The organism is Acinetobacter ihumii (assembly GCF_900625095.1).
GTDB classification, from domain to species: domain Bacteria; phylum Pseudomonadota; class Gammaproteobacteria; order Pseudomonadales; family Moraxellaceae; genus Acinetobacter; species Acinetobacter ihumii.
Genome location: NZ_LR130760.1, coordinates 3,148,984 through 3,168,321, shown reverse-complemented (window position 1 = coordinate 3,168,321; position 19,338 = coordinate 3,148,984). Strand labels below are relative to the sequence as shown.

At 38.7% G+C, this 19,338-nt stretch carries 19 protein-coding genes; 11 read left to right on the top strand and 8 right to left on the bottom strand.

Going from position 1 to position 19,338, the window contains the following annotated elements; all coding sequences use genetic code 11:
- Nucleotides 1-288: 288 nt before the first annotated feature.
- The 3 genes from E0D95_RS14835 to E0D95_RS14825 all read right to left on the bottom strand — a co-directional run bounded on the left by E0D95_RS14835 (nucleotide 289) and on the right by E0D95_RS14825 (nucleotide 4,365).
- Nucleotides 289-1,536: a CaiB/BaiF CoA transferase family protein gene (locus E0D95_RS14835; protein ID WP_130804804.1), complete on the bottom strand. Its 1,248-nt coding sequence runs from the start codon at nucleotides 1,534-1,536 to the stop codon at nucleotides 289-291.
- 48 nt (nucleotides 1,537-1,584) lie between these two features.
- A complete protein-coding gene (locus E0D95_RS14830; protein ID WP_130804803.1) occupies nucleotides 1,585-2,901 on the bottom strand; it encodes an MFS transporter in 1,317 nt (438 codons plus the stop codon).
- A 237-nt stretch (nucleotides 2,902-3,138) separates the two neighbouring features.
- Complete coding sequence (locus tag E0D95_RS14825) at nucleotides 3,139-4,365, bottom strand: acyl-CoA dehydrogenase (RefSeq protein WP_130804918.1); 1,227 nt, start codon at nucleotides 4,363-4,365, stop codon at nucleotides 3,139-3,141.
- A gap of 264 nt (nucleotides 4,366-4,629) precedes the next feature.
- Between E0D95_RS14825 and E0D95_RS14820 the strand changes: the two genes are divergently transcribed.
- Nucleotides 4,630-5,604 carry a LysR substrate-binding domain-containing protein gene (locus tag E0D95_RS14820; RefSeq protein WP_130804802.1) on the top strand — a complete coding sequence of 325 codons (975 nt, stop codon included), beginning with the start codon at nucleotides 4,630-4,632 and terminating at the stop codon, nucleotides 5,602-5,604.
- Here E0D95_RS14820 and E0D95_RS14815 read toward each other — a convergent pair.
- The gene (locus E0D95_RS14815; RefSeq protein WP_130804801.1) at nucleotides 5,585-5,914 is read right to left on the bottom strand and encodes a hypothetical protein; all 330 of its coding nucleotides are present in this window, start codon (nucleotides 5,912-5,914) and stop codon (nucleotides 5,585-5,587) included. The genes E0D95_RS14820 and E0D95_RS14815 overlap by 20 nt on opposite strands.
- A gap of 177 nt (nucleotides 5,915-6,091) precedes the next feature.
- Between E0D95_RS14815 and E0D95_RS14810 the strand changes: the two genes are divergently transcribed.
- Nucleotides 6,092-6,529 (top strand): HD domain-containing protein, encoded by a 438-nt coding sequence (locus E0D95_RS14810; RefSeq protein ID WP_130804800.1) that lies wholly within the window; start codon nucleotides 6,092-6,094, stop codon nucleotides 6,527-6,529.
- Nucleotides 6,530-6,631: 102 nt separating this feature from the next.
- Nucleotides 6,632-7,531, top strand: a complete 900-nt coding sequence (locus tag E0D95_RS14805; RefSeq protein ID WP_130804799.1) for a LysR family transcriptional regulator — start codon at nucleotides 6,632-6,634, stop codon at nucleotides 7,529-7,531.
- 73 nt (nucleotides 7,532-7,604) lie between these two features.
- Here E0D95_RS14805 and map read toward each other — a convergent pair whose 3' ends face one another.
- On the bottom strand, nucleotides 7,605-8,411 hold the full coding sequence (gene map, locus E0D95_RS14800) for a type I methionyl aminopeptidase (protein ID WP_130804798.1): 807 nt from the start codon (nucleotides 8,409-8,411) through the stop codon (nucleotides 7,605-7,607).
- 338 nt (nucleotides 8,412-8,749) lie between these two features.
- Here map and brnQ point away from each other — a divergent pair, with 338 nt between their 5' ends.
- Nucleotides 8,750-10,054, top strand: a complete 1,305-nt coding sequence (gene brnQ / locus E0D95_RS14795; protein ID WP_130804797.1) for a branched-chain amino acid transport system II carrier protein — start codon at nucleotides 8,750-8,752, stop codon at nucleotides 10,052-10,054.
- A 576-nt stretch (nucleotides 10,055-10,630) separates the two neighbouring features.
- Nucleotides 10,631-10,891 (top strand): hypothetical protein, encoded by a 261-nt coding sequence (locus tag E0D95_RS14790; RefSeq protein WP_130804796.1) that lies wholly within the window; start codon nucleotides 10,631-10,633, stop codon nucleotides 10,889-10,891.
- 36 nt (nucleotides 10,892-10,927) lie between these two features.
- Here E0D95_RS14790 and E0D95_RS14785 read toward each other — a convergent pair whose 3' ends face one another.
- A complete protein-coding gene (locus E0D95_RS14785; protein WP_130804795.1) occupies nucleotides 10,928-11,389 on the bottom strand; it encodes a hypothetical protein in 462 nt (153 codons plus the stop codon).
- Between the two features lie 138 nt (nucleotides 11,390-11,527).
- Between E0D95_RS14785 and E0D95_RS14780 the strand changes: the two genes are divergently transcribed.
- The 6 genes from E0D95_RS14780 (at nucleotide 11,528) to accC (ending at nucleotide 17,139) form a co-directional block, all read left to right on the top strand.
- Nucleotides 11,528-12,388 carry an alpha/beta hydrolase family protein gene (locus E0D95_RS14780; protein WP_130804794.1) on the top strand — a complete coding sequence of 287 codons (861 nt, stop codon included), beginning with the start codon at nucleotides 11,528-11,530 and terminating at the stop codon, nucleotides 12,386-12,388.
- 304 nt (nucleotides 12,389-12,692) lie between these two features.
- The gene (locus tag E0D95_RS14775) at nucleotides 12,693-13,292 is read left to right on the top strand and encodes a LexA family protein (protein ID WP_130804793.1); all 600 of its coding nucleotides are present in this window, start codon (nucleotides 12,693-12,695) and stop codon (nucleotides 13,290-13,292) included.
- A 7-nt stretch (nucleotides 13,293-13,299) separates the two neighbouring features.
- The gene (locus E0D95_RS14770) at nucleotides 13,300-14,625 is read left to right on the top strand and encodes a Y-family DNA polymerase (RefSeq protein ID WP_130804792.1); all 1,326 of its coding nucleotides are present in this window, start codon (nucleotides 13,300-13,302) and stop codon (nucleotides 14,623-14,625) included.
- 236 nt (nucleotides 14,626-14,861) lie between these two features.
- Nucleotides 14,862-15,311: a type II 3-dehydroquinate dehydratase gene (aroQ, locus tag E0D95_RS14765; protein WP_130804791.1), complete on the top strand. Its 450-nt coding sequence runs from the start codon at nucleotides 14,862-14,864 to the stop codon at nucleotides 15,309-15,311.
- Between the two features lie 28 nt (nucleotides 15,312-15,339).
- A complete protein-coding gene (accB, locus tag E0D95_RS14760; RefSeq protein WP_130804790.1) occupies nucleotides 15,340-15,759 on the top strand; it encodes an acetyl-CoA carboxylase biotin carboxyl carrier protein in 420 nt (139 codons plus the stop codon).
- A gap of 15 nt (nucleotides 15,760-15,774) precedes the next feature.
- Nucleotides 15,775-17,139: an acetyl-CoA carboxylase biotin carboxylase subunit gene (gene accC / locus E0D95_RS14755; RefSeq protein WP_130804789.1), complete on the top strand. Its 1,365-nt coding sequence runs from the start codon at nucleotides 15,775-15,777 to the stop codon at nucleotides 17,137-17,139.
- Nucleotides 17,140-17,206: 67 nt separating this feature from the next.
- On the opposite strand, the gene E0D95_RS14750 is transcribed toward accC, so the two are convergent.
- On the bottom strand, nucleotides 17,207-17,713 hold the full coding sequence (locus E0D95_RS14750) for a hypothetical protein (RefSeq protein WP_130804788.1): 507 nt from the start codon (nucleotides 17,711-17,713) through the stop codon (nucleotides 17,207-17,209).
- A gap of 237 nt (nucleotides 17,714-17,950) precedes the next feature.
- A complete protein-coding gene (locus E0D95_RS14745; RefSeq protein ID WP_130804787.1) occupies nucleotides 17,951-19,117 on the bottom strand; it encodes an MFS transporter in 1,167 nt (388 codons plus the stop codon).
- Between the last annotated feature and the right edge of the window lie 221 nt (nucleotides 19,118-19,338).

Here is a 19,338-nt window from a genome sequence, read left to right as displayed (position 1 = left end):
TTTCCTGACTTAAATTTCGCTCAAATAAACTTCGAGTAATTTAAACCAATTCATCAATGATAATTTATCAATCAATCAATCAGTAAAAATCCACACAAGTTGTTCTTCTTCAATTCTTAATGATCTTATTACTACCTCATCAGTAGTAATTCAACGCAATACTATGCCTTCAAATCTTAGCCCTAAACCAAGATCTTCTCGTGTATCGCGTCGGGATGCTGCGTATTCTATACAGTTTCATAACGAACGCAAGCCATAATCTTCAAAAAAAAATCATCAGGATATTTTTTAATCAAAATATGCTTTTTCCTTGCTGTTTTCGCCTATTTTACTCTCAATTATGCCTTTTTGATTTAATATTTTGAGCTGATCATTCGATTTATAACGCTTAAGAATCTGTAAAGTATGCTCACCTAACTGTGGTGGTGCGTGATGATATTGAATCGGCGTATCAGAAAGTTTAATGGGAGAGGCAATGACTTTAAATGCCTGATTTTGTGGATGAGCAATGTTAACCACCATCTCACGAGCTTGTATTTGTGGTTCATTTAATGCGTCTTCAATCGAGTTAATCATGCCCACAGGGACTTTTTTAGCATGAATTTGCTCAACCCAGTGCTTTGCATCATGCGTCATAAAGTGTTCACTCAAAATCTTAATCAGTTGATCTCTATGTGCCACTCGATCTTTATTGGTCTCATAATCAACACAATTCAATAAATCTGCTCGATCAATCGCAATACATAAATCTTTAAATTGTTTATCATTACCACAGGCAATAATGAAATCTTTGTCTTTTGCCTTAAAAACTTGATATGGCACAATATTGGGATGTGCATTTCCCATTCTCACAGGTGATTTGCCTGTGGTCAGAAAGTTCATGCCTTGATTGGCAAGTGCTGCCACTTGCACATCTAACAGCGATAAATCAATATGCTGTCCTTTGCCTGTGCTTAAACGTGACCATAATGCCGCCTGAATCGCAATGGTAGCATAGAGTCCAGTTTGAATATCCGCAACAGCAACCCCGACTTTTTGTGGTTCTGCATGTTGTTCACCTGTAATGCTCATCAATCCAGACATGCCTTGAATCACAAAATCGTAGCCCGGTTCTTCTGCGCGTGGGCCTGTTTGCCCAAATCCTGTAATGGAACAATAAACCAATTTCGGATTGATCTGACTTAAAGTGGCATAATCCAGTCCATATTTCGCAAGTGAGCCTGCTTTGTAATTTTCAATCAACACATCCGCATCTTTGACCATAGCCTGAATCAGTTGTTGACCTTCCTCAGTTGCGATATCAATTGCGACAGAATATTTATTTCGATTTGCAGCCTGATAATACCCTGCTTCTTTGGTAGGTTGCCCTTGATCATTCAGCATCCACGGCGGCCCCCACATACGGGTATCATCTCCAACTTTCGGGCGTTCCACTTTAATCACTTCTGCACCTAAATCAGCCAGAATTTGACCGCACCACGGCCCTGCCAAAACCCGACTTAAATCCAGTACGGTTAACCCTGTTAATGCACCCATATTTACTCCTTCAAAAGCTGACATTAACTAAAATGTCGGCTTTTTATTTCATGATTTTTGTGGATCGTACTGACGATCTTTAATAAATAAACCCGGTAATACACCTGCAATAAAGTAAGCTGCGCCCATCACAATAAATGCCATTGCAAAGGTACCGCCCGACGCCAAAAAACCAATGGTCGCAGGGGCAATCGCAGCTCCGACGCGACCAATGTTATAAGCCCCTCCAATCGCGGTTCCGCGTACATCGGTTGAGAATGATTCCGCCATATAGGTTGCATTGACACCATATGGAATACCGTAAAGGAAACCAAAGGTGATCAATAAATACAGAATATTGTCAGGGGTATTAAAGAAAATAATGATCGGTAAGAAAATTGCGCTAGCAAGCGTACCGAAGACAAACACAGCACGGCGATTAAATTTATCAGCAAGATATCCTGCTAGAATTTTCCCTAGAATCATGGCGGTATATGACCCGACCATATAACTGGTCAATGATTTAAAGTTCATATGGACTTCTGTTTCGAGGTAACTTGGCATCCAGTTATTAATACCGTAATACCCAAACTGTAAGAAAAATGCGGTGGTCATCCAGAGTAAAAACATTTTGCGATGTTTAAAATGGTTAAAAATCTGTTTATAAATGCTGCCACTTTTAGGTTTTTCGCGTTGTTGCTCAGTTTTTTGTTGTTCTGGACGAAGCGCTGCGATTTTAGTCAATTGCCAAGATTTTGGCTCAGGCACAAATCGCTGTAAAATAATATTAATTGCCGCAGGAATTACGGTTAAAAAGAACAAAACACGCCAGCCATGCTCAGGAATAATGGCACCTGCTAAAAGTGTTGCGACGATATAACCTACTGTTTGCCCAGTCTGTAGTGTTCCTAAAACTGTTGTACGATATGAAGTGGGTACATATTCAGCCATTAAGGTATTACATGCCATATAAAGTGCACCAATACCCAAAGCACCAATAAAGCGCAGCGCCATAAATTGTTCAAAAGTTTGAGTAAAACCCAAAATACAGGTTGCGATTGAAAAGAAAGTCACTGAGTGTGCAATGGTTCTGACTCGACCAAATTTATCGCAAGCCCAACCACCCAAAATCCCGCCGATTCCCATACCTGCTAGGGATGCGCTGCCCAATGCGCCAGCTTGAAAAGTCGATAAACCAAAATCTGCTTTTAAACTGGTAAGACTATAGGACAACAACATGATGTCCACACCATCAACCACCATCGCAAAATAGGCAAATAACAACGCCCATTTCCATGTATTGGGGGTGATTCGATCATAAGTTCCGATATTGGACGCTAATGTAGAGGGAAGATTTCCCGCAACCGCCTGAACGTCATTGTTCATTATATTTCACCTCATTTTTCCTAAATGAGTCTTGGTATTTCATCAATTAATCATGTAATGGTTACTTTGCCTTTGTTATTTTAGCTGGCCCTAGCAAAGCGTCATTTCTTCATGAAAAATTTCATGATGAATCCCTGACTATTGTTTTGCATCATTTTTTAAGCGATAAAGGATTTAAAGACACGCATGAAGCGCATCTTTAAACATTAAGATTTGATTTACAAAATAAGAAGTGGCTTAGTTGCCAAAAGCAGCGATGCCAGTTTGAGCGCGCCCTAAAATTAGAGCATGTACATCGTGTGTACCTTCATAAGTATTGACGACTTCAAGGTTGACCAGATGACGTGCTACACCAAATTCGTCACTAATGCCGTTGCCACCCATCATGTCACGGGCTAAACGAGCAATATCCAGTGCTTTACCACAATTATTACGCTTAATGAGAGATGTTCCTTCAACCGCAGCAATGCCTTCATCTTTCATGCGACCAAAACGTAACGCGATTTGCAGACCTAAAGCGATTTCAGTTTGCATATCAGCCAGTTTTTTCTGAATCAACTGATTGGCAGCCAATGGACGACCAAACTGTTTACGATCAAGAGTATATTGCCGTGCGGTGTGCCAACAAAATTCAGCAGCACCCATTGCGCCCCAAGCGATGCCATAACGCGCACTATTCAGGCAGGTAAATGGGCCTTTTAAACCACGAACATCTGGAAATGCATTTTCTTCTGGAACAAATACATTATCCATCACGATTTCGCCCGTAATAGACGCACGTAAACCGACCTTGCCATGAATTGCAGGAGCAGAAAGCCCTTCCCAACCTTTTTCCAAGATAAATCCGCGAATTTCGCCTACATTGCCTTCAGCAGATACTTCTTTTGCCCAAACCACAAACACATCAGCAATTGGACTGTTGGTAATCCACATTTTTGCGCCACTTAAACGATAACCACCGTCTACTTTTTTGGCACGGGTGATCATACTACCCGGATCAGAACCATGATCAGGCTCAGTCAAACCGAAACAGCCAATATATTCACCTGTTGCAAGTTTCGGTAAATATTTTTGCTTTTGTTCTTCAGTACCAAATTCATTGATTGGCACCATCACCAATGAACTTTGCACGCTTGCCATTGAACGATAGCCCGAATCGACACGTTCAACTTCACGTGCAATCAAACCATAACTCACATAGTTTAAACCCGCGCCACCGTATTGTTCTGGAATGGTTGGACCAAGTAGCCCCAATTCACCCATTTCACGAAAAATAGTTGGATCGGTGGTTTCGTGGCGGAACTGTTCCAAAACGCGTGGCATCAATTTATCCTGACAGTATGCCTGTGCAGAATCACGAATCATGCGTTCTTCTTCAGTCAACTGTTGTTCAAGCAAGAATGGATCTTCCCAATTGAAATGAACGCGTGCGGATTTTTTAGCTGTATCGACCATTTGATTCATCGCTTCCCTAGCCTGTTTGTTTGTCATTGACCCGATGCTACGATGTCGCGGTCAAAGCAGCAAACGATAAATTTGCATACAGCCATTCCATTTACGCATATCTTATTTTTAATTTAGGCTCAAATTTGTTTTAATGAGGGTCTACACTCAAGTGAATTCACGACTTCGATAGTTAAAATCATTCACCAGAAGTAGCAAATATATGTGGTTTGCAAATATCTTCATTTTGCAATCATCACTCAGATCATCATTCAGGAGAATGACATGCGGCGTATGATTCCTTCTTTACAAGCACTGATTTGTTTTGAATCAGCCGCTAAACATAAAAGTTATACCTATGCTGCGCAAGAACTTTCTATTACACAAAGTGCCGTATCTCGGCAAATACAACAACTCGAAGAATTTTTAAATATTGAACTGTTTAATCGCACTCGGCATGGCGTAGAACTTACACAGGCAGGCGAACAGTATTTTAAGAGCATTAAACCGTATTTGCTTGGAATTGAACAAAGTACACTCGATTTGATGTCACACAAGGGCTTGGGCGGAACACTCAAGCTCGGAGTCGTACCGACTTTTGCGACGCGCTGGTTATTACCGCGTTTATATCGTTTTAATGAAATTTATCCTGAAATTACCATTCACCTTGAAACCAGTACCAAGCCTTTTTTATTTAGTGATCATATTTTTGATGCTGCAATTTATGCAGGGACACCTTCACAAATTGAAAACTGGCCGGGCGCAAAAATTCAATTTCTGATGCAAGAGGAAGTCGTTCCTGTTTGCTCTTTGGCTCTGATTCACAAGTATTTCCCTGAAATAGCAGTCAACCAAAATCAAAGCATTGATTTATCACCTGAACAAATAAGTCAACTGCCTTTATTGCAACAAACCACACGCCCTTATATCTGGAAAGAATGGTTTACGGCCGCAGCTTATGATTATCCCTATGCCATGGAAGGTCAGCGCCATGAACTTTTTTCCATGCTGGCGGTTGCAGCGACTCATCATTTAGGAGTGGCCTTAATTCCACAAATGCTACTTGAAAAAGAACTTGGCAATGCTGATTTGGTGATTGCCTCATCTTTAAAGTTAGTCGGTGCGCGTTCTTATTATTTCGTTTATTCAGAACAACACAACAATGCACTGATTTTAAAATTTACCGAATGGCTTGAAAAAGAAGTAAAGACTTATCAATCCAAAATTTTTCCTCTACAGATTAAAGCACATCTGGACTAAAGCCTGCATAGCGCGATAAATTTTCGACCCCTAAATCAGTTTGAATAATCGTCATTTCAGAATATGGCGTTTCAGTAATCGCAGTAAAAATATGCATATCTGGATCTTCATGCAATTCATCGACCGACTTCACCATCTGGACTTCAAAACGATCTGCAACAAACTCAAAACCTAAATCCATTGCAACAAACAACGTGTGTTCACAAGGCTGAATATATTGTTCTTGTGACCAATCAACGACTGCATGCTGACAAATTGGACATAAAATATTAGCTGAAGCATCAGTTTGTTGAATAAGCTGGTAAGACATAGGCTTTACTCGAAAATTAAGAACATAGTCTAATAGAAATATTTGCTTGCATCTAATTTTTTTAAAATCCACCTTGGGTGAATTGCTATTCATTTCAACTCGTGGTTAATATCAAAAAAGCCAAAAAGTGTTCAATTGTGTGAATTTTAATTTTTAAAATTTTGAAATGGAGATTTCATGTCAACACTGGAAAAAGCCATCGCACTGGCAGCAAAAAAACATGCAGGACAAACGGATAAAGCAGGACAACCATACATCTTACACCCCTTACGACTAATGCTTAATGTTGAAAGTATGGATCAAAAAATGGTCGCGGTCATGCACGATCTACTTGAAGATACAGACACCACCATTGTTGATTTAATTACGTTGGGCTTTAGCCAACATGTGATTGATGCAGTGGTAGCACTGACAAAAAAAGAAAGTGAAAGCAGACTGGATGCCGCGAAAAGAATTGTAAAGAATCCTATTGCGAGAACCGTCAAACTGGCTGATCTTGCAGATAATATGGATTTAAGCCGAATCAAGTCGCCGACTCAACGCGATTTTATGCGTATTGAAGAATATCAAAAAGTAAAAGAGTTTTTGCTGAATCCACCAACAGCATTCGCATAATTTGACTTATTTACTCAGGTTTAACATAACACTTTAAAATTATTGGGTATAATGTCCAGCAGTCCTTATAACATTAAATTTGCTGCTCAACGGAACGCCATTATGCTCACTGATTTAGACGATTTTTATTGTTTCGCTTTAGTGGTTGAACATGGTGGATTTAGTGCGGCTGAACGCGCTACAGATATCCCAAAATCAAAACTTAGCCGTCGTGTTTATAATTTAGAAGAACGGCTTGGGGTTCGCCTGATACAACGCAGTTCCCGACATTTTGCCGTCACTGAAATCGGGATGAATGTCTACCGACATGCTCAAGTCATGATGAACGCCGCTCAAGCTGCGCATGATTTAGTGGACCATTTAAGTGTTAAACCACGTGGCGTGATTAAAGTTACTGTTCCTGTTGATATTGCGCAAAATCAAATGACAAAGATTTTGCCTGATTTTTTAAAGCTATATCCAGAAATTCGTGTGCAACTCATCATTAGCAATCGACGTTTTGATGTCATTAATGAAGGGATTGATATTGCCCTTCGTGTACGTTCCAATCTGGATGATGATCCAAGTCTGGTCATACGCCAGTTCAGTACCATCGAACAGCATATGTTTGCCAGTCAAGCCTATTTAAACGAATATGGCTCCATTAAAAAACCTGAAGATTTAAGCCATCATCGTATTTTAAGTCTGGCGGATGATCACTTAGATCAACAAATCATTTTACATAATGAACAAAATCAACAAGAAAAAATTAAAGTCAATCCAATGGTGATGGCATCTAATTTATTAATGTTGGCAAGTTTAGCGAGCCAGAATTGTGGAGTTGCTTTACTCCCAGATCCGATTGCTAACGAATATATCCGTACAGGTGAATTGGTCAGGGTATTACCAGACTGGAAAGCACCACATGGTATTTTTCATGCAGTATATCCATCCCGTCGCGGTCAGTTACCCGCAGTTCGAGTGTTTATAGATTATTTAGTAGAGCAACTTGGGCATCGATAAACTCAATCTAAAAAAGCTTATCTAATTAAAGATAAGCTTTATATTTCAACATGCTAACTCTTAAGCAATCTACTTATCCGAGCAATGCAATTTCAGCATAAGCTCCTGTGCCATTTGGCCATGGGGTAAGCAACTCATAACCCGTTTCAGTCACTGCGACCATATGTTCCCACTGTGCGGACAAAGACTTGTCTTTGGTAATCACTGTCCAGCCATCACTCAGTTCTTTCACTTGAGCATGCCCTGCATTCACCATAGGTTCAATCGTAAATACCATGCCTTTTTGCAAAAGCATGCCTTGTCCCGGCTGACCATAATGTAAAATATTTGGCTGTTCGTGATAAATCTTTCCAATACCATGTCCGCAATATTCACGTACAATGCTATAACCCTCAGCCTGAGCAACCGATTGGATTGCATAGCCGATGTCACCTAATGTTGCACCAGGTTTTACTGCTTGAATGCCTGCATGCATAGCGTTGTAAGTAGTTTCAACCAGCTTCTTTGCGTCTGGATGGACGTCTCCTACTAAATACATCCGGCTGGTATCACCAAAATAACCTTCTTTAATAATGGCAACATCAATATTAATAATGTCACCGTCGGCTAAAATTTTAGTAGGCGACGGAATGCCATGACAAACCACTTCATTGACTGAAGTGCAGGTGGTTTTGGTAAAACCATGATAACCAATGTTGGCTGGAATTACTTGCAGAGTATTGACGATGTAATCATTACAAATATCATCCAGATACTCGGTACTCACGCCTGGCCTGATATGAGCTGTAATCATTTCGAGCACCTGCGCAGCCAATCGACCTGATATACGTAAATTTTCAATATCTTGCTCAGTTTTGATCGTTACTGTCGATGCGCGCATTGGAACTCCCCTATTGATACGCTCAATTATACTGCGTTTAAAGTTAAACTTGCAGGAGATTCGTATGCATCATTTTTCAATACTTTAATGATTTTAGATATAAAGTGATTACTTTTTAGACAATTAATTCTTTTATTGCTTGTTATATATAAAAATAAATGCTGACTCATGCAGTAAGCGAGTCAAAATTTCAATTTGGTTTTCAGACGGTTAATTTAACCAATTTTACTAAAGAGTTAAATTTAGTCTCAACACTGCTTATAACATCAAAAGATATTTGCACAAAAATCCCATTTTTGGACTAAAATTCACATGTTTTAACTATACACTCCCTTTTTATGACCAGTCTTCGCACCTCAGATATTATTGCATTAGGTTTTATGACCTTTGCTTTGTTTATTGGGGCAGGTAATATTATTTTTCCTCCAATTGTTGCACAGCAAGCAGGCGAACATGTTTGGTTAGCCGCAGCAGGCTTTTTGATCACGGCTGTCGGTTTACCTGTTATTACGATTATGGCACTTTCCCGTATGGAAGGTTCGATTGCCATGATTAGTTCGCCTCTTGGCCGTGTCGCCAGTCTTTTGTTGACTGTTGTGTGTTATTTATCAGTTGGACCATTATTTGCTACCCCACGTACTGCAACCGTTTCCTATGAAATTGGTTTCTCCTCGTATTTTGGTACATCTCAGCATAGTTTGCTCATCTATAGCATTGTCTATTTTGCATTTGTAACGATCGTTTCACTTTATCCCAACAAACTGCTAGATACCGTTGGTCGCTTTCTCGCACCATTGAAAATTGCAGCATTGGCTGTTCTAGGGATTGCAGCGTTTTTAATTCCATCGGGTTATATACCCCCTGCGATTAACAACTATGTTGCACATCCAGTTTCTGAAGGTTTCGTCAATGGTTATTTAACCATGGACACTTTAGGTGCATTGGTTTTTGGTATTGTGATTATTCAAGCGATTTACTCGCGCGGTGTACGTGAACCTCGGTTAGTAACACGCTATGCCATTATTGCCAGTATTATTTCAGGTATTGGGTTGACACTGGTATATATCAGCCTGTTTAAATTGGGTCTAGGTAGCCATGAAGTTGCACCAAATGCAAGCAATGGTGCTGTTATTTTGCATGCTTATGTGCAACATGCCTTTGGTGATTTGGGTTCTTTATTCTTAACTGCCCTGATTTTTATTGCCTGTATGGTCACTGCAATTGGACTGACCTGTGCCTGTGCTGAATATTTCGCTCAATTAACCAACTTGCCTTACAAATTGTTTGTATTTGTTTTAGTTGGATTTTCTTTAGTGATTTCAAATTTAGGTTTAACCAAACTTATCGCGATTTCTGTACCTGTATTAACTGCAATTTATCCACCAGCCATTGTGGTCATTGTCTTGAGTTTCTTTTGGAAACACTGGAAAGTGCCTGCTCGTGTTGTTGCACCAGTTACAGCCATTTCATTTTTATTTGGTATTCTTGAAGGATTAAAAGTTGCAGGTTTTGAAACATATTTGCCTGACTTTGTACAGAATTTACCTTTAAATGCACAAAATTTGGCATGGTTAATTCCATCCATGATTGTACTCGTCATTTCTATTGTGATTGATAAAGTCAAACGACCTATCGTTGAGTGACTTAGGATAAAATTAAAGTCGCGTTTTACCCAAACCTGATTTTAAACTCAATAAAAATGCCACTGTTTTTACCCAAAACAGGCATTTTTGTTTTAATTTTCTGTTTTTAAAAAACCATTTAAAACAATTTAAGTATTTGTTTTATTTAAAATAACAACCCACACTACAACGATACAATAATTTAAATTTTCGAATATCAATACATTTTGATTATTTTTAATACAATTTTAAGAAAGCTCTTTTAGCCTAAAAATGAATCACACAGCCTCTTTTACTCATCTATATGGCACGATTCATGCTTTGTTTAGCTTAAGTCGTATGTCTTTATCTGTAAAATACGTATAGGCTTATGATTAGTGTTCAAGTAAGTGGTCGGTATTTATAAATATTTTGAATAGGAATATTTATATTTTTCACAAAAATATAAATGACTATTGCATTTTTTATATATCCGATGATTATTTTGGAAAATAATGTTATCACCTATTGAAATACCACGAAATTCAAAGTACAACTGTATGATCAAATCCAACTAAACTGCTCATGTTTAGTTAAACTTAAAAAGGAGGGATGGAGATGTTATCATTACATTTCAATAAGCAAGTCTTCATTAACGCTCTGAAGACCTCAGACACAGTGATTTATGGCATTACTACTGTCGCTCTGATGTTGACACTTGCATTTCAAGGGATGATCAAAGGAAACCTGAAGCCTGAATACTTTATGTATGCGCTTGTAGTCTGTGTTGCCTTTTCGGTCTGGGCCTTTGTCGATCACAAATTCCGCCAGCTTAGTTTAGAACGCGCTAAAGCAAAAATGGAGAAAATGGATGATTAATCATCCATTTTTTTATAAATAAAAGAAGTTGATATTTTAATTCATCCATCCAAATCCAATTATTGTTCCTAATAAAAGCACCCATGTAGCTCCCACCTCAATCACGATTAACGTGACCATCGCGATCGTCATCATCCATGTCGGGACATTGCTTTTGCCTAACCGATGCGGCGTCTTAAACTGATTTGTGGTATCTTTTAAAACACCATGCACAATGTATGCGCCAATTGAAAAACTAAAGAAAATAATATTTAAAACTACACAAAGTATATTGGTAAAATTAGACCATACAGAAAAATACGCCAGAACAGCCAAAATTAAACTCGCAGGCGCATAGAGCAAACTACTTCGATGTGCGATGTCCACATAATAATGTGCACGAGCAGCGGCTGAATAACGAATTTGATAATACTTCCAGACACCAGTGAGCATACCTATCCATAGAAATATTCCTGCAAACACAATTCCTATTTGTACTGCTAAGCTGAACGAATACATGAGCGTCCCTTTCAATGTTGTTATTTTTAGCAGGCAGTTTATAGCATATCTTTGACTTATAAGTCATACAAATATCAAGTTTCATTTTAGAACTCGATTAAAGTAATCACATCTTCTTTAATTTATTCGATAGAACTTATGGATGACATGGCCGAAAAAATCTGGATTCATTGCGAAGATGGTTATCAACTCGCTGCTCAATTTTATCCAGCTCAGGGTATGAGCAACTCATATCCTGTTTTGATTTGTCCCGCGACGGGTATTACTCAATTTTTTTATTATGCCTTCGCACAGTGGCTAAGTGAACAGGGCTATGCTGTCATGGTGTTTGATTTTCGTGGTATTGGTCAGTCTTTGCATGAACCCTTAAAACAATCGCGTGCCAGTATTGTGGACTGGGGAACACTGGATATTCCTGCGGCTATAAGCACTCTATTAGACAAGACTGGCGCAGCAAAAGTAATTTTGCTAGGTCATAGCGCAGGCGGACAGTTATTAGGGATTAATCCACTTTACGAGAAAGTCCATCAAGTGATTGCTGTTGCAGGTTCAACAGGTCATGTCAAAGGATTAAAAGGAAAAACGAAGGTGCTGGCACCTGTTATGTTTAATGTAATTTTTCCAGTTTCTAGTCTCATCAAAGGCTATGGCGCAACGCAATTCATTGGTATGGGTGAAAATTTGCCCAAAACTGTGGCAAAGCAATGGCGCGAATTTTGTAGTCATCCGGGTTATGTTAAAAATGCCATTGGGAAAACGGTTCAACAAGATTTTCATAGCCAAATTCAATGTCCAATCACTTCTATCTGGGCAAGCGATGATGAAATTGCAACTGAGATAAATGTCAGAGATTTACTCAGACTTTATCCTAATGCACGCACAAATATGATTGAATTAAAGCCTCAACAACTTGGTTTTAAAGCGATTGGACATATGCTGATGTTTAAAAAATCACATCGCGCTTTATGGCCTTTAATTCAACAGCAAATTCAAGCCTAAGCGAGTTCATATCACTAGAAGTAGCGAATCTATAAGCCTACCAAGTCTTGATTAATTTATAACATGTACTCAAGACTTGGTATTTTCAAGTCCAAACAGTTGAAATATAGAATGAATTGATAAAATCATTCTGATCATCAACGTCTAATTTTGATAAAAATAAGCAACCTCGCTACACTCAAAAATGAAAAAATCCCCTGCTGAAATGAATTAAACTTTAAATATTCAGTCTTTTTACCAATTGGTGTTTCATTATTTTATTTGCTATCTTGATTTTGTTACAAATTCAAGTTCGTAAAATAGTATGAGTGAAACTTCTACCAAACCAGTCCATTCACATGGTGGTAATCGGGTCAATGCAGGTCGTAAAGCCCATTATCAGGAAAAAACTGTCGTAATACGTGTGCCAGTCTCCAAAGTAGATGCGGTCAAGTCTTGGCTAAAGCCACGTCCACCACAAGATACGGAGTCTATTCAACACATACAAAAAATTGAAACCAAAACAACGCTTGAAATTGTATTTCCACTCGAATCAGTGGCAGCAGGTTTTCCCTCTCCTGCACAAGATGACATTGAGCGGAAACTCGACCTAAATGAATATCTGGTCAAACATCCTCTGAGTAGTTTTATTTTGACTGTTCATTCTTTATCCATGCGTGATGCAGGAATTGAAATTGGTGACCAAATTATTATTGATCGAAGTTTGATGGCAGAACATGGCGATATTGTACTGGCATTATTAAATAATGAATTTACCGTCAAACGTTATATGCGAAATAAAAATGACCCTTATGATTTTTGGTTAAAAGCAGAAAATCCAGAATTTCCAGATATTTACCCACGTGAAAATGACAGCCTCAAAGTTTGGGGAGTGGTGACCTGCATTCTGAAAAAGTTAAGATAAATCCGACATGACACATTTTAATCATGAATATTACGCACTCATTGATATCAATAACTGTTATGTCAGTTGTGAGCGTCTGTTTCAACCTAAATTGATTGATCAACCTGTTGTCGTATTATCCAATAACGATGGCTGTGTGGTTTCGCGTAGCAACGAGGCAAAAGCACTTGGCATAAAAATGGCAGTCCCATGGCATCAAATTAAAGATGAACCGCAATATCAGGCTGTACAGGTATTCTCCAGCAATTACACACTCTACGCAGAAATGTCTTCCCGTTTCTTTTTAACTATTCAGGAATTTTTCAATGTTGATGATATCGAAGCCTATTCGATTGATGAATGTTTTATTCATCTCACCCCTTATGCAAAATTATTTGACTTAGAAGATTACTGTCGTCAACTTGTAAAAACCATGGAACAATGGCTGAGTTTGCCATGTAGCATTGGTATTGGTCGGAGCAAAACTCAAGCTAAACTTGCCAATCATTTTGCCAAGAAAATTTCTAGTTTTAATCAGGTTTGCCATCTTGGCGCATTAGATCCATTAATTTTAGAAGATCTAACTCTAACTACACCTGCTAAAGAGGTATGGGGAATCGGCCATCAAATCAGCAAACGCTTACAAGACTATAATATTTATAGTTGCTATGACTTAACTTTTGCCAATGAACACTATCTTGGTAAAGCATTTTCGGTGGTGATTGCGCGTACAGTACGTGAGCTAAAAGGCCAATCCTGCATTTCTCTGGATGATCCAGAAATTCCAAGTAAACGTATTTTAGCTTCAAGAAGTTTTTCCCAAAACCTAAATGATTTGCATCAAATCAAACAAGCCTTGATTTTCCATTTAAATCGCGCCCATCGTCGCTTAATGACTCAGCAGCAATTGTGTCAGTGTATTCAAGTCTTTCTTTACGAAAAAACTGAAACCAAACCTTATAAAAAAGCACAGGTAGCATCGATAGGTTTTGAATATGCAACGGATGATTTACTTGCGTTAACTCAAGCATCTTTACAACAACTTGATGTTTTATTTGATAAAAATAAAAAATATATTAAAGTGGGCATTATGTTTTGTGGACTTTATCCACGTCAACAGCATATTGATGACTTATGGCAGCCACTACAGCATATTCAGCAAAGGCAACAATTAATGCTCACGCTAAGCTCAATTAAAGAACGATTTGGTTCAGAAAGTTTGCAAGTTGGCTATCATTCCTGCCAGTCACAATGGAAAATGAAGCAACTTTATCGCTCTCCTCATTATCTAACGCGCTGGTGTGACTTGCCATGTATTGATGATTCGCATATGGCTGTTACACAAAATAAATGAACTGTTTTCGTCAATTGTGTTTAAAATAATATCCAATCTAAAACTCGAAAAATTTGTCATTTTTTAACATTGCCAATTGTCAGCAAACTTTGCATTATATCACTCGAATCTGGCAAACACTTTCTGCTTCAATTAAAACAAATGATAAAAAATATGTGGAAAAATATGCCATAATGAGCAAACTTTGCAGCTATCTTGCAAAGCTAATTTGCATTTTATAAATTGGAGTAAGCAGAATGAGTTCAACCATTTTGGTGATTCACGGACCGAATTTAAATCTGTTAGGAAAACGCGAACCAGACGTATATGGTTATCTTACTCTTGATGATATTAATCAACAGCTCATTACTCAAGCTCAAAATTCCAACATTCAAATCGAAACTTTTCAGAGTAATTGGGAAGGTGCGATCGTTGACCGTATTCATCAGGCACAGTCTGAAGGCATCAAATTTATTATTATCAATCCAGCTGCACTGACGCACACTTCAGTGGCTTTAAGAGATGCCTTATTGGGCGTTGCTCTCCCATTTATTGAAGTCCATTTATCTAATGTACATGCACGTGAAAGTTTTCGTCATCACTCATATTTATCAGACAAAGCTATTGGCGTGATTTGTGGCTTAGGCGCAAATGGATATGCCTATGCCTTGGCTAGTGCCATTGAAAAAATACAATCCTCTCACTAATTCAACATGATTTAGGAATTACTCACCTATGGACATCCGCAAAATCAAAAAACTCATTGACTTGATGATCGAATCAGACTTGCAAGCGATTGAGGTAAAAGAAGGTGATCAATCCATCTCTTTAACACGACCAACACCAGTCTATACAAGTGCACCTGTTGCCACAGCACCTATTGCCGCACCTGCTGCGCCTGCGGCAAAAACACCGCGTGGTGCAGTCGAAAACTCACCGATGGTTGGCGTGTTCTATGCTGCACCAAATCCGGGTGAAGCACCGTTTGTGAAGGTTGGTCAGACTGTTTCTGCGGGTGAAACGTTGGGTATTATTGAAGCCATGAAAATTATGAATCCAATTGAAGCGACTCAAAGTGGTGTCATTGAAGAGATTTTAGTCAAAAATGGTGAAGTCATTCAGTTCGGTCAACCTTTATTCCGCTACCGCGCCTAATCCACGGGGACACTTATGTTGCAAAAAGTATTAATTGCAAACCGTGGTGAAATCGCATTACGAATTACCCGTGCTTGCAAAACATTAGGCATTAAAACTGTCGGTATTTATTCAGATGCTGACAAAGACTTAATGCATTTACGTTTCGTTGATGAAGCTGTTTGTATTGGCCCGGGTGCAAGTAGTGATAGCTATTTAAATATCCCTGCAATTATTACGGCAGCAGAAATTACCGGCGCAGATGCGATTCATCCGGGCTATGGCTTTCTGTCTGAAAATGCTGAGTTTGCTGAAATCGTAGAAACTTCTGGTTTTATTTTTATTGGTCCACGTCCAGAACATATCCGTTTAATGGGAAATAAAGTATCTGCAATTGTGGCCATGAAAAAAGCAGGTGTTCCAACTGTACCGGGTTGTGACCATGCAGTGACCATTCATAATGCATTGGCTGAAGCCAAAGAAATTGGTTTCCCACTGATTGTAAAAGCTGCTTCAGGTGGCGGTGGTCGAGGTATGCGTATTGTTGAACGTGTTGATACCCTACTCGAATCGGTTCAGGCGGCACAACGGGATGCCGAAATGTGGTTTGGTGATGATACCGTTTATATGGAACGTTTTCTGCAAAAACCACGTCATGTTGAAGTTCAGGTTTTAGGTGATGGCAATGGTCATGCCATTCATTTATATGACCGTGATTGTTCTTTGCAACGCCGCCATCAGAAGGTTCTGGAAGAAGCGCCTGCCCCGAATTTACCGGAACAAGCTCGTGCTGATATTTTGGAAGCTTGTGTCAATGCCTGTAAGCTCATGCAGTACCGTGGTGCAGGTACATTTGAATTTTTATTCGAAGATGGTGAATTCTTCTTTATCGAAATGAATACCCGTGTTCAGGTTGAGCACCCAGTCACTGAAATGGTGACAGGTATTGATATTATTGAGCAACAACTTCGTGTCGCAGCTGGTTTGGGTTTACAAATTGAACAGTCTGATGTCGAAGTGCGTGGTCATGCCATAGAATGTCGTATTAATGCAGAAGATCCAACCACCTTTTTACCTTCTCCCGGTAAAATCGAGGATTTTTATGCACCCGGTGGTGCTGGTATTCGTCTGGATTCGCACATTTATCCGGGCTATAGCATTCCGCCTTATTATGATTCCATGATTGCCAAACTGATTGCTCATGGTAAAGACCGTGAGACATCTTTATCCCGTATGCGTCAAGCTCTGGACGAGATCATTCTGACTGGTGTCAAAACCAATATTCCTTTACATAAGGATTTAATCCTCCAAGATAAAAAATTCTGTGAACAAGCCATGGATATTCATTATCTTGAAAAACATTTACTGAAGCAGTTAGAAGCCGCAACTGAAAAAGCTTGAAACCGAAAAAAACCTCTTATTTAAGAGGTTTTTTTAACTGAGTTATATTTGTTGCCATTTAAGACTACTAAGGCAATACACGGCGTAAAGTAGCGAAGCATTGACCACCTTTTTCGCTTGCACAAAAATTGATGGTATTTGGACTTTGCCATTGCACAAAATATTGGGAAACTTCACCAGACTGATCTTGCTGCTGACCAGAACAATCCACCTCATTGTTATCATATTTAATTTGCATAATCAGGGCAGGAAGCTTTTCATTCATATCCTGTGAAGGTTGATAGTCATACATACCATATGACCACTCAGCTCCACTTTTTACGACAACTTCGTTCGCATTACGGAAATTATAATATTCAACGCATTTCTTATTGGTCGGAATCTCCATTCCCCACAATCCTACAATTTCAGGACGCGTTTCAATCTGTATGGTATTGGCATTTAAATCCATCGTTTGAGCTTTGGCTGGTACTTTCTTTGGCATCGCCTCATCTGCCATCGCAAATGAGCAACAAAGACTAACTAAACCAATAATATAAATATTTTTCATAGATTTATTGATCACTAGACGCATGCCGTTAACTTAACATATTTTTGATGTTTTACTTGAGTTCATAACGATATAAAAACAATATTTTTATTACATTGAAATCTGAATCATTTCACAAAGGCTAAATGCATTATTTATCTGATTTAAAATGAATAAATGCACCCAAAAAGATCAAATAATAACCCATTAATCTGCATAAATCTTATCCCTTTCACCTTCAAATGAAAAATATTAAAGTTGAAAAAAACAGTAGTAAGAAAACTAATGCAATTTCAGTGGTTCTAGCTGATCCGGCAATTTTTTCACCAAGAGTAACCCCAGCAAAACCAGAATTGATGCCATGAAAAACATCATGGAACCGCCAAATGCCTTCCAATAGTGACCAGCCAAAATACTTCCAGACGCTACCCCAATTCCCCACATGGTACTATACACCGCCTGCCCACGACCTTGCTGTGCTGCTGAAAAATTTTGAAAAATCATACGCATGGCAATAAGATGAAATAAACCAAAACTAAAGGCATGTATAGTTTGCGCGCCCAATTGCGCGATAAAACTGCTTGAAAAAATACCCGTAATCATCCAGCGTAAACTGGTCATGATCAGACAAAGACTCACCAGTTGTTGAAGTGAAAAACGAGATAGAAAAACATGTGCATAGGCAAACATCACGATTTCAGCAATCACGCCGATAGACCACAAAAAACCAATTTGCGTGGTTGAAAAGCCTACTTCTTTTAAAAAGTTACTATAAAAACTGTAAAATGGTGCATGTGAAAACAATAAAATCAGTTCTATGGCAAAAAAAGCCATAACAGCGGGTCGTTTTAAAATCGGAAGTAAAGGTTCAAGCTGGCGTTGTGAATTGGGTGCATGATGAGGTTCATGAATACTAAATGACCAGACAAAGGCTAAAAAAGCCACACAGAGCAAAATAATGGGTAGCATTGCAATCGGGATCACATCTAATAATGCGCCTATGCCAAACACACTCACGATAAAACCAACTGATCCCCATTTTCGTACCTTTCCATAATACTCAATACGTTTATCACCCAACCAAAATAAAGTCACGCCTTCGAATTGAGCTAAGATTGCATTTTGGAAAAAACTAAAAATCAGCATGAGCAACGCAACAGATTGAAAGCTATTTGGAATTATGAAAATCGCAAACCAGATGCACGCCTCCATCCATGTTGCAATCCGTACCAACAACATTCTTTTACCAGATTTATCTGCAATCCATCCCCAGACCAAGGGCGCGAAAAAGCGGGTAATAATCGCGATTGAAGACAGCACCCCAATTTCCTGATAATTAAAGCCTTGCCCTTCCAGATACAAATTCCAATACGGCATAAATGTCCCCACAATCGCATAATAGCAAAAGTAGAAACCACCGAGTTTGGTCGTGATTGGAAGGCGTGACACTGGGTTGGATTCCTATGTATTTTCAACAACTTAAAATTTATTAAGGTTGCCTATAGTTGCATGAAAAAGGCATCAATTGTAATTCAGCAGTCTACAAATTTAAAAATAAATAATTTTTTTTGTAGACTGGTTGATGTTTAGTTGAAATTAGCAAATTAAATGGAGGTGTGATCAATCCTATCATTCTGTATTAGAATTTAGATATGTTATTAATCATATTT

What these genes read in the sequence shown, in the direction of transcription:
- E0D95_RS14835 (WP_130804804.1), bottom strand. Translation starts at nt 1,536, where the DNA reads ATGGGTGCATTAACAGGGTTAACCGTACTGGATTTAAGTCGGGTTTTG.
- E0D95_RS14830 (WP_130804803.1), bottom strand. Translation starts at nt 2,901, where the DNA reads ATGAACAATGACGTTCAGGCGGTTGCGGGAAATCTTCCCTCTACATTA.
- E0D95_RS14825 (WP_130804918.1), bottom strand. Translation starts at nt 4,365, where the DNA reads ATGAATCAAATGGTCGATACAGCTAAAAAATCCGCACGCGTTCATTTC.
- E0D95_RS14820 (WP_130804802.1), top strand. Translation starts at nt 4,630, where the DNA reads ATGCGGCGTATGATTCCTTCTTTACAAGCACTGATTTGTTTTGAATCA.
- E0D95_RS14815 (WP_130804801.1), bottom strand. Translation starts at nt 5,914, where the DNA reads ATGTCTTACCAGCTTATTCAACAAACTGATGCTTCAGCTAATATTTTA.
- E0D95_RS14810 (WP_130804800.1), top strand. Translation starts at nt 6,092, where the DNA reads ATGTCAACACTGGAAAAAGCCATCGCACTGGCAGCAAAAAAACATGCA.
- E0D95_RS14805 (WP_130804799.1), top strand. Translation starts at nt 6,632, where the DNA reads ATGCTCACTGATTTAGACGATTTTTATTGTTTCGCTTTAGTGGTTGAA.
- map (WP_130804798.1), bottom strand. Translation starts at nt 8,411, where the DNA reads ATGCGCGCATCGACAGTAACGATCAAAACTGAGCAAGATATTGAAAAT.
- brnQ (WP_130804797.1), top strand. Translation starts at nt 8,750, where the DNA reads ATGACCAGTCTTCGCACCTCAGATATTATTGCATTAGGTTTTATGACC.
- E0D95_RS14790 (WP_130804796.1), top strand. Translation starts at nt 10,631, where the DNA reads ATGTTATCATTACATTTCAATAAGCAAGTCTTCATTAACGCTCTGAAG.
- E0D95_RS14785 (WP_130804795.1), bottom strand. Translation starts at nt 11,389, where the DNA reads ATGTATTCGTTCAGCTTAGCAGTACAAATAGGAATTGTGTTTGCAGGA.
- E0D95_RS14780 (WP_130804794.1), top strand. Translation starts at nt 11,528, where the DNA reads ATGGATGACATGGCCGAAAAAATCTGGATTCATTGCGAAGATGGTTAT.
- E0D95_RS14775 (WP_130804793.1), top strand. Translation starts at nt 12,693, where the DNA reads ATGAGTGAAACTTCTACCAAACCAGTCCATTCACATGGTGGTAATCGG.
- E0D95_RS14770 (WP_130804792.1), top strand. Translation starts at nt 13,300, where the DNA reads ATGACACATTTTAATCATGAATATTACGCACTCATTGATATCAATAAC.
- aroQ (WP_130804791.1), top strand. Translation starts at nt 14,862, where the DNA reads ATGAGTTCAACCATTTTGGTGATTCACGGACCGAATTTAAATCTGTTA.
- accB (WP_130804790.1), top strand. Translation starts at nt 15,340, where the DNA reads ATGGACATCCGCAAAATCAAAAAACTCATTGACTTGATGATCGAATCA.
- accC (WP_130804789.1), top strand. Translation starts at nt 15,775, where the DNA reads ATGTTGCAAAAAGTATTAATTGCAAACCGTGGTGAAATCGCATTACGA.
- E0D95_RS14750 (WP_130804788.1), bottom strand. Translation starts at nt 17,713, where the DNA reads ATGCGTCTAGTGATCAATAAATCTATGAAAAATATTTATATTATTGGT.